Here is a 13850-nt window from a genome sequence, read left to right as displayed (position 1 = left end):
GTTGGGGGCGTTTTCCCGTTGAAAAAGCATTTATCCGCCGATGCGATTGGCCGCACACGGTCGAAGGCGATCCGGGCCGGGCTTTAGCACGGAACCGGTTAAGCGAAAACGCGACGTTGGAATGACAAACGGTCCAATAGTCGCACACGCTTCGCTGCAGTGCATCAAGCAGCGGCGATCGCGTCCTTGAGCTGATCCCGCACCGACGCGGCGATGGCCCGGTAGATCGCGGCATGCGGACCCTTCGGCTCGCTCTCGACCACCGGGTTGCCGGCGTCCGACGTCGAGCGGATGTCCATGTGCAGCGGGATTTCACCAAGGAACGGCACGCCGAGCCGCTCGGCCTCGTGGCGCGCGCCGCCATGGCCGAAGATGTCGGAGCGGGTGCCGCATTGCGGGCACTGGAAGTAGCTCATGTTCTCGATGATGCCGAGCACGGGCACGTTGACCTTGCGGAACATCGCAAGCCCGCGGCGGGCGTCGATCAGCGACAGGTCCTGCGGCGTCGACACGATCACGGCGCCCTTCAGCGGCACGTTCTGCGCCAGGGTCAGCTGGGCGTCGCCGGTGCCCGGCGGCATGTCGACGACGAGCACGTCGAGCGTGCCCCACGCGACGTCGCGCAGCATCTGGTTGATCGCCGACATCACCATCGGGCCGCGCCAGATCATCGGGCTGTCCTCGTCGACGAGAAAGCCGATGGACATGATCGACAGGCCGAACCGCGACAGCGGAATCATCTTCTTGTCGTCGGTGAGCTTGGGCTTTTCCTGCAGCCCGGTCAGCCGCGGCACCGACGGGCCGTAGATGTCGGCGTCGAGCAGCCCGACCTTGAGGCCGAGATCGCGCAAGCCCAGCGCGAGATTGATCGCGGTGGTCGACTTGCCGACACCGCCCTTGCCCGAGGCCACCGCGATGACGGCCGCGATACCCGGGATCGCGGCCTGCCGGGACATCGGCGAGTCCGCCGGATGCTGGTGCTGATGCGGACGATGCGCCGCGACCGGCTGCACGCCGCCCTGTCGCGGCGGCGGGGCGGCAGCGCCCGCCTTGCGCTCCGCGGTCAGCGCGATCATCGCCATGGTCACGCCGGGTATGGCGCGCACGGCGGCTTCGGCTTTCGCGCGGGTGTCTTCCCAGGCGCGGGCCTCGCTGGCCTCGACATTGATCGAGAAGAACACCTTGCCGTCATTGGCCGTGATCGGCGACAGCACGCCGGCGTCCGGCAGCGCCACGCCACGTGGCGAGCGGACCCGCTTGAGTGCCTCGATAACCTGCTGCTGCGTCACGCTCACGGCGCGTCTCCTGAAGAAGTTCAGAACGCGCCACATCGTCGCGCCCTATCCCGTTGGCCGGACATGATCTTCCGTCGTCTGCGACGGTACCGCTCCGGCCCTGCGTTGCGCTGCTTCATAAGGCCGACCGGCTCAAAACGCCACCATGGTTCCGATGTCGGAGGCGGTCTCGACCGGCGCATCCTCGGCCCGCTCCTTCGCTGCCTCGTAATTGAGCTCGATCATCACGCCGTTGGGGTCGCGCACGAAGATCTGCCACAGCTCCCCGCCCGGCACCTGCCGCGCCTCGAACGGCATGCCCTTGGCGGCGAGCCGCGCCTTCATGCCGGCGAAGCCGCGGCTGACGAAGGCGACGTGGTGGACGACGCCGGAGTCCGGCTTCTGTGCCTCTGAGGTCGGCGAGATGTCGACGAGGTGCACCACCGGGCGGCCCTCGCTGTACATCCAGGCGCCAGGAAAGGCGAAGTTCGGCCGGGCGCCGTTCTCCAGCCCGAGCACGTCTTCATAGAAGCGGACCGTCTCGGCGAGGTTGCGGGTCCGGATGTTGAAATGATCGAGCACGCCGACGCTGACGCCCATGCGAGACACTCCCCTGGCTGGTTCGTTGGTTGACTGGATTTCGTTGCGCGATGACGGCTTTGCAAGCCGTCATGATGATGCCTCTTTAGCACGCGGCGCCGCTTTCGTATCCGTCACGAAGCCGTTGCCCCCGCCTCTCAAGCCGTTATGGTGCGGCGTCCAGCACCGCCGCGACCCGCGCCGGATGCTGATGTGTTCCTTTCAAGAACAGCCCGGCCCTCTCAAGGCTGTCGGCAGAACCCCAAGGTCAAGGTAGCTCATATGGCTAAAGTCGCTTTCATCGGTCTCGGCGTCATGGGTTTCCCCATGGCAGGACATCTCGTGAAGAAGGGCGGTCACGAGGTCACGGTCTACAACCGTACCGCGGCCAAGGCGAAGGAATGGGCCGACAAGTTCGGCGGCAAGGCAGCCCCCACGCCGAAGCAGGCCGCGGAAGGCCAGGACTTCGTGATGTGCTGCGTCGGCAACGACAACGACCTGCGCGCGGTCACGATCGGCCCGGACGGCGCATTTGCCGGCATGGCGAAGGGCGCGACCTTCGTCGACCACACCACCGCCTCGGCTGAAGTGGCACGTGAGCTCGACGCCGCAGCCACCAAGGCCGGCTTCAAATTCATCGACGCGCCAGTGTCCGGCGGCCAGGCCGGCGCCGAGAACGGCGTGCTGACGGTGATGTGCGGCGGCACCGCCGACGCCTATGCCGGCGCCGAGCCGGTGATCGCGGCCTATGCCCGGATGTGCAAGCTGCTGGGACCGGCCGGCAGCGGCCAGCTGACCAAGATGGTCAACCAGATCTGCATCGCCGGCCTCGTGCAGGGCCTGTCCGAGGGTATCCATTTCGCGAAGAAGTCCGGCCTCGACGTTCCCGCTGTCATCGAGACCATCTCCAAGGGCGCCGCCCAGTCCTGGCAGATGGAGAACCGCTACAAGACCATGAACGACGGCAAATACGACTTTGGTTTTGCGGTGGAATGGATGCGCAAGGACCTGTCGATCTGCCTCAGCGAAGCGCGCCGCAACGGCGCCCATCTGCCGGTGACCGCGCTGGTCGACCAGTTCTATTCCGAGGTCGAGAAGCTCGGCGGCAAGCGCTGGGACACGTCGAGCCTGCTGGCCCGCCTGGAGAAGTGATCCCGCCGCTCTCCGACTGATCGATCTGCCGCTGCGCGTGTGCTGCGGCGGCAGATTTCCGATCCGGGACCTTGGCAGGCCCCGGCTCATCTGCCTTCCCCCATGTATTGCCGCAGACACGCGGCGGGATACGTCCGCCGCGGACGGGCGCCATTGCGCCATCTGCGACTCGCTGATACCCCTTGCAATCGCTAATCGTTCGCATGTGTTGCCCGATCGAGACACCCACTCAGAGAAAGATGGATATGTAATGTTATAACATTACATATCCATTGGGCTGGGCTAACTCTCGTCGTGGTGATCATGAACGTTGGCTGGGGGCGCAGATGGCCGGGAAGCCGGCTGCTGCGATGGGGAGCGGAATGAGCGCGCGCGACGTCTGGGGTCCGATATCGCTTGCGGGGCTGCTGGTGGCAGGCTGGTCGGCGGTGCCGGCGGCTTATGCCCAACAGACCTCCCCTCCGGACGGGAGGCAGGCCGCCGCAGACACCCTGCTGCCGGACGTGACGGTCGATGCGCCGCGGCAGCGCCCGGCGGCCGGCCGCGCGCCCTCCTCGACCCAAGCCGCCCGTCGGACCACACCTCCGGCGTCCCGGCGCATGGCCGCGCCCACGCCCGCAGCAGCGCCGACGCGGCCTTCGTCCAACACGGCGGCCACCACGCCGCTCAACGGCAATGCGACGCCCGCGAGCGGGAGCCGGCTCGGCCTCACCGTACGCGAGCTGCCGGCCTCGATCGAGGTGGTCGGCGCCGAGACGCTGCGTGAGCAGGGCTACCACACGACCGTCGACGCGGTGAAAGGCGCCGCCGGCGTCAGCGCGGGTGATGCCCCGAACGATGTCGGCTTCGCGATGCGCGGCTTCCAGGGCAATCAGGTCAACGTGCTCTACAACGGCATCAACATCGGCCCGACCGGCTTCACCGCGCTGACGATGGAGACGTTCAACCTCGACCGCGTCGAGTTTCTCAAGGGCCCCTCCTCGCTGATCTCGGGCCAGGGCGCGGTCGGCGGCACCGTCAATTTCGTGACCAAGACCCCGCACACCGGCCCGATCGAGAGCGAAGCCTTCGTCGGCTTCGACCAGCGCGGCACGTTCCGCAGCGGCTTCGGCTCGGGCGGCAGCACGACCGTCAAGGGCCTGGACTATCGCTTCGACATCAGCCGGACCAGGGAGGTCGGCTTCATCGACGACACCGAGTTCAAGAATATCCATGTCTCAGGCCAGCTCGACTACCGGCTGTCCGACAGCTTCAAGACCTTCTTTGCCGCCGAGTTCAAGGACTACAAGGCCAAGCCCTATGAGGGCACGCCGCTGGTGCCGGTCACCTTCAGCGGCGCCAACGCGACCAGCGGCATCGTCTCAGGCACCAAGGTGTCGGCCTACAACGGCACCGATCTCGGCGCCGTCACGATCGACGGCCGCACGCTGTCGACCAACTACAACGTGGTCGACGGCCACAAGACGATCAAGGAATCGTGGGTCCGCAGCGGGTTCGAATGGGACCTGAGCAACGACGTCAGGCTGCGGAGCCAAGTCTACAACTACAACGCCAGCCGCGACTGGTACAACAACGAGGTCTCGGCGTTCAACGCGACCACCAACACCGTCGATCGCGAGCGGTTCTTCGTCCACCACAACCACAACATGGTCGGCAACACCACCGACCTCACCTGGAACGCCAACCTGTTCGGTCTGGCCAACCGGCTCGTGACAGCGGTGGAAAGCTCGCATACCGACTTCACGCGGCCTGGCGCGGCGATCTTCCCGGGTGACAGCGTTCCGCTGACCGGCTTCGACCGAGGCGTCTACGGCCCGCTCGGAACGCAGTTGCAGACCGCCACCATCGACAGCGTGGCACTCAATCTCGAAGACCGGCTGAAGCTCACCAACAATTTCGCGCTGGTCGGCGGCCTGCGCTACAACCCGTTCTCGCTCGACCGCAACTCGATCGACAAGAACGGCGTCGTGAAGAGCGGCTTCCCCTATTCCAAGAGCTGGCAGCCGGTCACCGGCCGCATCGGCTACACCTGGGAAGCGCTGCCGGGCACCACCTTCTACAGCCAATATGCGACCGCCACCGACATCTCCGCCGACAGCATCTTCCTGCTAAGTCCGACCCAGAACCTTACGCTCTCGGACTCCCGCAGCTATGAGACCGGCGTCAAGCAGCTCGCGTGGAACGGCCGTGCGGAGTGGACCTTCTCCGCCTTCGATATCGAACGCAACAACGTCTACAGCGCCCAGGCCGGCCAGCAGCTCAACCTGGCCGGCAAGATGAAATCTCAGGGCATCGAGGTCGCAGCCGCCGTGCGGCCGACACCCGAGAGCAGGCTCTGGGGCAACGTCGCCTATGTCCGCGCCCGCTATGCCGATTATGATCTCGCCGGCGGCGGCTCGTTCTCGGGCAACACGCCGCCCAACATTCCCGCCGTCATCGTCAATGGCGGCGGCTCCTACCGCTTCCTCAATCCCGGCTGGTGGCCGGTCGAGCTTGGTTTCTCCGTGCGCCACGTGGGCGATCGCTGGAGCACCGATGCCAACACGGTGAAACTGCTCGCCTACACCACCGCCGATCTGTTCGCGTTCGTCGACCTGCCGAGGGTGCCGCTGTTCGCCACCGCGACCAGCACGCGGCTCGCCTTCCGCGTCCGCAACGTTGCCGACAAACGTTATGCGGCTTGGAGCGATCCGTTCTATCCCGACCAGATCTTCCTCGGCGCGCCCCGCACCTACGAGGTCGAAGCCTCGTTCAAGTTCTGATGGCCGCATGATCCGGGCGCTGATCCTCACGCACCGCTGGCTGAGCATCCCGCTGGGTCCGCTGTTCGTGCTGTGGTTCGCGACCGGGATCGTGATGCACTACGTGCCGTTCCCGGCGCAGACCGAGAGCGAGCGCTTCGCCGCGCTGCCCGTGCTCGACACCGCCCTGTCGCTGCACGGTCCCGCGGAGGCCCTCGTCGCAGGTGGCATCGATCATCCCGACCGCATCCGGCTGATGCAGCGCGTGGATGGTCCGGTCTATGTCATCTCGGCCGCCGGCCGCAGCGCGGCCATTCGTGCAGACACGCTGGCCGCGGCCGATGTGAGCGCCCCCGACCTCGTGCTGTCGATCGCGCGCACGGCAGCCCGGCGGCGCGGGCTCGAGGCCGATGGCGCCACCATCGCCTCACTGGAGCACTACGACCAATGGACGGTGCCGAACCGTTTCGACGTGCATCGTCCGCTGCACCGGATCGCGCTCAACGATCCCAATGGCACCGAACTCTACGTGTCCTCGATCACCGGCGAGGTCGTGCTCGACACGACACGGTCCGAACGCGCCTGGAACTACGTCGGCAGCGTCGTCCATTGGATCTATCCGACCGTCCTGCGCAAGGACTGGGCGGCCTGGAACGCCGTCGTGTGGTGGCTGTCGCTCGCGGCGGTCATCGCCGCCGTGAGCGGCGCGCTGCTCGGCCCGATGCGGCTGAGATATCGGAAGGCGCGGCTGTGCTCGCGCTACCACGGCTGGCACCTCTGGCATCATTGGGCCGGCCTGATCTGCATGCAGTTCGTGCTGACCTGGATGGTCAGCGGCTGGCTGTCGATGGACCATGGCAGGTTATTTACGACCGGCCATCTGACGCCGTCCGAGCAAGCCATTCTCGTCGGCGCACCGGATTGGACCGGCCTGGCGACGGCGGCGCTCGCGGCGGTGCATGGCGAGGTCCGCGAGATCGAGTGGTTCGCCTTCGGCGGCCGCCTCTATCAGCGCATCCGGCGCGCGCCGAGCCAGCAGCAGATTTCGGTGCTGGACGGCGCATCAGCACGCATCGTCGGCCGTTTCCTGCAGCCGGCCGACGTCAATGCCGCGGTGTCGCGCCTGCGCGGCGATTGCGGGCGCTCGACCGAAGTCGAGCCGGGCGACGACTATCCGTTCGTCTCCGATGTGCCGGGCGCGCCGGTCCATCGCGTGATCTGCGGCGACACCTGGTATCATGTCGACGCCGCGTCCGGCGCGGTGCTCGAGAAGCTCGATCCGTCCCGACGCGCCTATCGGTGGCTCTATCAGGCGCTGCACACGCTCGACTTTCCGGCCCTGCTCGCCCATGCGGCGCTGCGCACGGTTCTCATCGTCGGCCTCTGCGCGATCGGCCTCGTCTTCAGCATCACGGGCGTGGTGATCGGCTGGCGCCGCCTGCGAATGCAGCTCCGCTGAGCCTCGCCACAATCGTTAATTTAACGCGCGGTTAACGCAAATTTTTCGTTGTCTATAATCCGTCTTAAGGATTTGGGCCCAGTTATAGACAATGCAGAAAGCAGCCCGTACCTCGCGGGCAGGATTTGTGTTGTTTGATGAGTAAACCCGCTGAAAAGCCTGAGGTCGTCGAGCTTCCGGCAGATCCGCCGGCGCTTGCACCAGCAAGCCAGCGCCGGGCCGCGCAGCAGCGGGTGCGCGAGGCGCGCGACCGGTTAACGTCGACGTCGGGAACACGTCCGGCCTTCGATCGCGAGCTGCTGCGCCAATACGCACAGACCCGCATCTCCGCCTCCTACATCGTCGTGCTGCTGGTGGTCGCAACCGGCCTGATGCTCAGCGTCTGGCTGCATACGATCGCGGCTGGCGCATGGACGCTCGGCGTGCTCTGCATTCATGCCGCGATCGTGCGCAACTGCTCGAACTTCCTCGCCGACCAGCCGTCGCTGGCGGCGACGCGGCGCTGGCGCACGCGCTTCGTGCTGCTCGACTTGCTCTACGGCGTTTGCTGGATGGCGATCCTGATCCATCCGGCGCTCGCGGCGGTGTCGGGCACGCTGATGATGTTCCTGATGCTGCTGGTGATCGCGGTCTCGAGCATGCTCGCCGCCAACCTGCCCGTCGCCGCCGTCGCCGTCACCGCACCGATGACGGTCGCCATCACCCTCAGCCTCGCGCTGTCGGGCACGTTCGACAACTACCTGCTCGCCGGGTTCGCCGTCGCCGCCGAAGGCTACTTCGTGCTGCTCGCCCATCAGCTGCATGCGACGACGCTGGCCACGCTCGAAGCGCGCGCCGAGAAGGACGCCTTGATCGGCGAACTCGAGCAGGCCAAGGCGATCTCCGACGAGGCACGCTACCGCGCGGAGGCCGCCAACGTCGCCAAGTCGCGCTTCCTTGCGCAGATGAGCCATGAGCTGCGGACGCCGCTGAACGCCATCCTCGGCTTTTCCGAGGTGATGAAGAGCGAGATCTTCGGCGTCCATGCGGTGCCGGTCTACAAGGAATATTCGGCCGACATCCACAATTCGGGCGTCCACCTGCTCAACCTCATCAACGAGATCCTCGATCTCTCGCGCATCGAGGCCGGCCGCTACGAGCTGAACGAGGAAGCCGTGGCGCTGGTGCACGTGATCGCCGACTGCCACCATTTGCTGAAGCTGCGCGCAACGAGCCGCGGCATCACCATTCACGAGGTGTTCGAGCAGAAGATGCCGCGGCTGTGGGCCGACGAGCGCGCGATCCGCCAGGTCGTGCTCAACCTGCTCTCCAACGCCATCAAGTTCACGCCGCAGGGTGGCGACATCTGGCTGAAGGCTGGCTGGACGGCCTCGGGCGGACAATATCTCAGCGTCAAGGACACCGGCTCGGGCATCCCCGAGAACGAGATTCCGATCGTGCTCGCGTCGTTCGGCCAGGGCTCCAACTCGATCAAGTCGGCCGAACAGGGCGCGGGACTAGGCTTGCCCATCGCCAAGAATCTGATCGAGATGCATGGTGGCACGTTCACGCTGAAATCGAAGGTCCGCATCGGCACCGAGGTGATCGTCACCTTCCCGCCGGAGCGGGTGATGTCGGCGCTCGCTCCGCTGTCGGACGAGGCACCGCCATTGCAGCCGGAGCATGCGATCGCCCCCGCTCAGGAGAAGCGCCGGGTGCGCAAGCCGATCATGAATGCCGGAACGGGACTGTGAGATGATTGCACTTGCACGACAGTGGCAGAACCTTTCAAACTCGCGCCATGAGCCAGGATACGCCCTGCATCGCCGTCTGCATGATCGACCCCAAGACGAAACTCTGCTTCGGCTGCGGACGCACGCTGCCGGAGATCGCCCGCTGGGGCCGCATGTCGACCGACGAGCGGCTGGCGCTGATGGACGGGCTGCCGTCCCGCATGCACGACGCCGGCCTGCCCGCGCTGGCGCGTCGGCGCGGCTGAGCGCCTCCGTGCCGACGGGAGGCGCGGCATGAACAAGGTCGTGCTCGTTTTCGTCACCATGGTGCTCACCGCGGGCGCCGTGATCGTCTACAAGGATCCCGAGCAGGCGGCGCTCGCGAGCGACACAGTGTCGGAGGTTCTGCGCAGCCGCGCGCTCAGGGCCAAGGCGAGTCCTCCGACCAACGCGGTCGAGATCGAGCGCACCAGAGGCGGCGAGTTCGCGTTGCGCGCCAAGATCAACGGCGTCACCGCGCCGATGGTGGTCGACACCGGCGCCACATCGGTGGTTCTGACCTACGAGACCGCCAAGGCCGCAGGCCTGCCGCTCGAACTGCTCGCCTACGACGTCGACGTCGAGACCGCTGGCGGCCACACCAAGGCGGCGCGATTGACCTTGGACCGGCTCGCGATCGGCAAACTGGTGGAACGCTCGGTTCCGGCGCTGGTGGTGCCGCACGGCCAGATGAAGACCAACTTGCTCGGCATGAGCTTCCTCGACCGGCTGGAGCGCTGGGAAGTGCGCTCCGACCGGCTGATGCTGCACGGCTTTCCCGATCGCAGCTGAGGGGCTGAGCCTCGTGGCAGCCTGCAATCCGGTCGCGCGACAGGCCGTGGTCGAACTGCCGCCGCTGGCCTGAGCCCCTCAGGCCAGCGCAGCAACCGCAGGGCGCTCCTCGACCATCGCGACCGCCTCGCGCAGCACCTCGATGCCGGCGCCCGGCTTGACGCCGCGCTCGGCGAGATGGCGGCGGAACGCGCGTGCGCCGGGCACCGCGTGATAGGCGCCGACGAGATGCCGCGTGATCGCGTGCAGCCGCGTGCCCTGCCCGAGCTGGCGCGCGATGTACGGCTCGAACGCCGCCAATGCGTCCTTCATGGTTCGATGCGGCGCGACGTCGCCGAACAGGACGGGATCGACATCGAGCAGCCGCCATGGCTCCTGATAGGCCGCTCGCCCGAGCATCACGCCATCGACATGCGCGAGATGACCTTGCGCAGCTTCGATGCTGCCGATGCCACCATTGATGATGACGGGCACGTGCGGCAGCCTCGCCTTCAGCCGGTACACCCTGTCGTAGTCGAGCGGCGGGACGTCACGGTTCTCCTTCGGCGACAAGCCGTCCAGCCACGCCTTGCGCGCGTGCACGATCAGCGCGTCTGCGCCGCTGTCGACGACCGCGTCCGCCAGCATATCGAGTGCGATTTCCGGATCCTGATCGTCGATGCCGATGCGGCACTTCACCGTGACGGGAATGCGAACGGCGTGCTTCATCGCGGCGACGCAGGCGCCGACGAGCGCAGGCTCGGCCATCAAACAGGCCCCGAAGCGGCCGTCCTTCACCCGGTCCGACGGGCAGCCGACATTGAGATTGATCTCATCGTAGCCGAACTCCTCGCCGATCTTGGCTGACGTCGCGAGATCGCCGGGATCGGAGCCGCCGAGCTGCAGCGCCACCGGATGCTCGCTTCGATCGAAGCCGAGCAGCCGCTGGCGGTCGCCATGTATCACGGCACCGGTCGTGACCATCTCGGTATAGAGCAGCGCCCGGCGCGACAGCAGCCGATGGAACACCCGGCAATGCCGGTCGGTCCAATCCATCATCGGGGCGACGGAGAAGCGCCAAGACGTTGATTCCACTGTTTTATTCGAGACATCAGCCATTAGAAGTGTACCAGAGCCACCCGATCACCGCGCATTTACACCGGTTTCCACCGATTTCGACCCGTTTTTCGTGCGCAGCACAACAATGTCGGATCGGAGAGGATCGATGGTTTACCGAATTCAACCACAACGTTCCGCAGATCGCGGCTGCGTCTGGTCATCGCTCCCTGACGGGTCTCATGCGATACAACCATCTGCGCCGAGCCGCGTGCTCCCACAGCTTCTGTCAAACCACCGTCACGAAACACGAACACAAGGAAACGATCTCGACCTTGGCGGCCCATGCAGCCGAGCTTGATCCCGCGCCCGGAGCAGTATCCCGCACGGCGCGCTGCATCCGAAGACCGATCACGGGAATTGCAGGTACCAGATCTTGACCGAGGCACGCCACGCAGACCCGCGCGATAATGATCTGGTCGCGGAGAAGCAAGGCGTCCGGTCTTCCGGCGTCGATCTCGTCGCCCGCCAGAGCATGGCTCGGCTGAGAACGCTGAAGCTGCTGATTGCAGCATCCGGCCTCGCCGGGCTGGGCTATGAGATCGTCTGGACGCGCCAGCTCGCCCTCGCCCTGGGCACGGAGATGATGGCCGTGCTCGGCGCCATCGCAGGATTTTTTGCCGGGCTGGCGGTGGGCGCCTTCATCCTCGATGGCCGGATCCGCCGCGCCGCCAATCCGTACCGGGTGTATGCCGTCCTCGAAACGGTCATCGGCCTGTGGGGGCTATGTGCGGTCTGGCTGCTTCCCGCGTGCGCGCGCGCCCTCGCGCCGCTTCTCGGCACGGCGCCTTCCCCCATCTTGTTGTGGAGCGCGAGCTTCCTGCTGCCGACGCTGGTGCTGTTGCCGGCGACGGTGGTGATGGGCGGGACGCTGACCGCGCTGGAACGCATGACGTCCGCGGCGCATGGCACGCGGCCCGTCAGCGCCGGCGTCTACGCCGCGAACACCGCCGGCGCCGTCGCCGGCACGCTGCTGTCCACCTTCGTGCTGATCCCCGCGCTCGGATTGTCGGCGACGCTGCTTTGCCTGGCAGCCGTCAACGCGGCCTGCGCGCTCGCAGCGCTTCGCCTCGGCCGAGCCCCGCAGGTCGACGCTCGCGCGCGCGACGATCGCGGGCGTGCTGTCGCCGGCCTCCGCCTGACAGGAACCCTGTTCGTCACCGGCCTGCTCGGCATCGCGTTCGAAGTCCTGGTCGTGCGCCTGGCCGCGCAGATGATGCAGGACACGGTCTATAGCTTCGCCTGTCTGCTGGCCGCCTACCTGCTGGGCACCGCGATGGGCAGCATGATCTGGCAGCGCGTGGGGCCCACGGTTGCGCGCGGCAGAACCGCGTTGATCAGCGGCACCGCGCTCGTCTGCCTTGGCACGGCGCTCATGACGCCCTTGCTGGGCGGCCTCGCCGACAGCGCTGCGAGCCTCGGCGTCGTCGGCGAGCTCGGCATTGCGCTGGCGCTGTTCCTGTTGCCTGCGATGGCGATGGGCGCCTTGTTCGGCCAGCTCATGCAGGATGTCCGCGACGTCAGAGGATCGGTCGGCTGGGCCGTCGGCATCAACAGCCTCGGCGCAGCCATTGCGCCGCTGGTCGCGGCACAGCTGCTGATTCCCGCTTTCGGCACTTGGAGAGCATTGGTCCTCGTTGCCGTCGGATATCTTCTGCTGCTGCAGCCCCGACGCGCTGCGCTGCGCTGGGCGGCGGCGCCCGCTCTGCTTGCACTCGCGCTGTTGTGGCTTCCCGCCCCGCTGCTCATCAGGGTCCCGCCGGGCGGCAAGCTTCTGGCCGTGCGCGAGGGACCGATGGCGACCGCGAGCGTCGTCGACGACGCCTCAGGAGCACGCTATCTCGAGGTCAACGGCCACTTTCGCATGGGCGGCACCAGTTCGGTCCGATCCGATTTCCGCCAGGCCATGCTGCCGTTGCTCTTGCATCCAGCGCCGCGCAAGGCCCTCTTCCTCGGTGTCGGCACCGGCGCGACCGTGCTCGGCGCCGCGCAGATGCCGGATCTCGACGTGCGCGCGGTCGAACTCTCTTCCGAAGTCGTCGCGCTGCTGCCCTGGTTCGACAACCCCGCGGCCGAGAAGGAAAGGCCGCCGATCTCCGTTGCCGATGCCCGGCGCTTCATCATCGCCGATGACGGACGCTACGACGTGATCGTGGCCGACCTGTTCCACCCGGCGCTCGATGGCAGCGGCGCGCTGTACACGGTCGAACATTTCGCGGCCGTCAAGCGGCGACTGGCGGCCGAGGGCGTGTTCTGCCAGTGGCTGCCGCTCTATCAGCTCGATGCGCCGTCGCTGCGCGCGATCATCAGGAGCTTTCTCGCAGTCTTTCCACAAGGGTCCGCCTGGCTGAACCATTACAGCGTGCGCACGCCGATGCTGGCTCTGATCGGATCAGGCGCCCCGAGCCCGATCGCCCCCGAACTCGTCGCCGCACGGTTCTCCGACCGGAAGCTTCACCCGATCATTCAACCTCTCGGCTTCGATCAGCCGATCGACCTTCTGGGCCAGTATGTCGCCGGCGCGAAAGCACTCGCGAGCTTCGCCGGTCCGGGACCGCGCAACACCGACGATTTCCCATTCGTCACGTTCGACGCGCGCAGCAACGTCCACGCTCTCTCGGCGGCCCCATGGCAATTGCTGCTGACGGTCCTGAGCCAGACAAAGACCGACGCGGCCGATTTGCTGGAAGACTCGAAACGCGGAATGTGGGAGCAACGACTCGGCGCCTATTGGCGGGCCCGCAACCAATTCATCCAGGTCGGCGCGGCGCTGACCGGCGAACCGCGCGGGCCGGCGCTCATCGCAGCCGCCGCACCCGGTCTCCTCGATTCCATTCGCGCCAGCGCCGAGTTCGAGCCGGCCTATGCGCCGCTGATGAGCATGGCAAAAGCGCTGCTTGCATCGGATCGCGCGGCTGCTGAACGCCTGCTTCGGGCAATCGACTCCGCCGCGCCGTCGCGACGCGAAGCGCGCGACCTGCTGTCGCGCGAGTTCGAACGATAGAGC

At 66.6% G+C, this 13850-nt stretch carries 10 protein-coding genes; 7 read left to right on the top strand and 3 right to left on the bottom strand.

Going from position 1 to position 13850, the window contains the following annotated elements; all coding sequences use genetic code 11:
* Positions 1-164 precede the first annotated feature (164 nt).
* Positions 165-1295 carry an Mrp/NBP35 family ATP-binding protein gene (locus ACQR0U_RS21950; RefSeq protein ID WP_315752566.1) on the bottom strand — a complete coding sequence of 377 codons (1131 nt, stop codon included), beginning with the start codon at positions 1293-1295 and terminating at the stop codon, positions 165-167.
* Positions 1296-1427: 132 nt separating this feature from the next.
* Entirely contained in the window at positions 1428-1874 is a 447-nt protein-coding gene (locus ACQR0U_RS21945; protein WP_315827817.1) for a VOC family protein, read from the bottom strand.
* Positions 1875-2135: 261 nt separating this feature from the next.
* On the opposite strand from ACQR0U_RS21945, the gene ACQR0U_RS21940 reads away from it, so the two are divergent.
* The 6 genes from ACQR0U_RS21940 (at position 2136) to ACQR0U_RS21915 (ending at position 9748) form a co-directional block, all read left to right on the top strand.
* A complete protein-coding gene (locus ACQR0U_RS21940) occupies positions 2136-3005 on the top strand; it encodes an NAD(P)-dependent oxidoreductase (protein ID WP_315717630.1) in 870 nt (289 codons plus the stop codon).
* Positions 3006-3367: 362 nt separating this feature from the next.
* Positions 3368-5767: a TonB-dependent receptor domain-containing protein gene (locus tag ACQR0U_RS21935; RefSeq protein ID WP_316202772.1), complete on the top strand. Its 2400-nt coding sequence runs from the start codon at positions 3368-3370 to the stop codon at positions 5765-5767.
* 7 nt (positions 5768-5774) lie between these two features.
* Positions 5775-7205 (top strand): PepSY domain-containing protein, encoded by a 1431-nt coding sequence (locus tag ACQR0U_RS21930; protein ID WP_434843862.1) that lies wholly within the window; start codon positions 5775-5777, stop codon positions 7203-7205.
* 137 nt (positions 7206-7342) lie between these two features.
* Complete coding sequence (locus ACQR0U_RS21925; protein ID WP_315717627.1) at positions 7343-8938, top strand: sensor histidine kinase; 1596 nt, start codon at positions 7343-7345, stop codon at positions 8936-8938.
* A 47-nt stretch (positions 8939-8985) separates the two neighbouring features.
* A complete protein-coding gene (locus ACQR0U_RS21920; RefSeq protein ID WP_316184352.1) occupies positions 8986-9183 on the top strand; it encodes a DUF1289 domain-containing protein in 198 nt (65 codons plus the stop codon).
* Positions 9184-9211: 28 nt separating this feature from the next.
* Entirely contained in the window at positions 9212-9748 is a 537-nt protein-coding gene (locus ACQR0U_RS21915) for a TIGR02281 family clan AA aspartic protease (protein WP_315717625.1), read from the top strand.
* 78 nt (positions 9749-9826) lie between these two features.
* Here ACQR0U_RS21915 and dusA read toward each other — a convergent pair whose 3' ends face one another.
* The gene (gene dusA / locus ACQR0U_RS21910; RefSeq protein ID WP_434843863.1) at positions 9827-10846 is read right to left on the bottom strand and encodes a tRNA dihydrouridine(20/20a) synthase DusA; all 1020 of its coding nucleotides are present in this window, start codon (positions 10844-10846) and stop codon (positions 9827-9829) included.
* Between the two features lie 373 nt (positions 10847-11219).
* On the opposite strand from dusA, the gene ACQR0U_RS21905 reads away from it, so the two are divergent.
* Positions 11220-13847, top strand: coding sequence for a spermidine synthase (locus ACQR0U_RS21905; protein WP_434843864.1), 2628 nt, complete (start codon positions 11220-11222; stop codon positions 13845-13847).
* The last annotated feature ends 3 nt before the right edge of the window (positions 13848-13850 follow it).

The organism is Bradyrhizobium sp. HKCCYLRH3097 (genome assembly GCF_051167875.1).
GTDB lineage: Bacteria > Pseudomonadota > Alphaproteobacteria > Rhizobiales > Xanthobacteraceae > Bradyrhizobium.
Note: the sequence above shows the minus strand (reverse complement) of the source record. Positions and strands in the feature narration are given on the sequence as shown.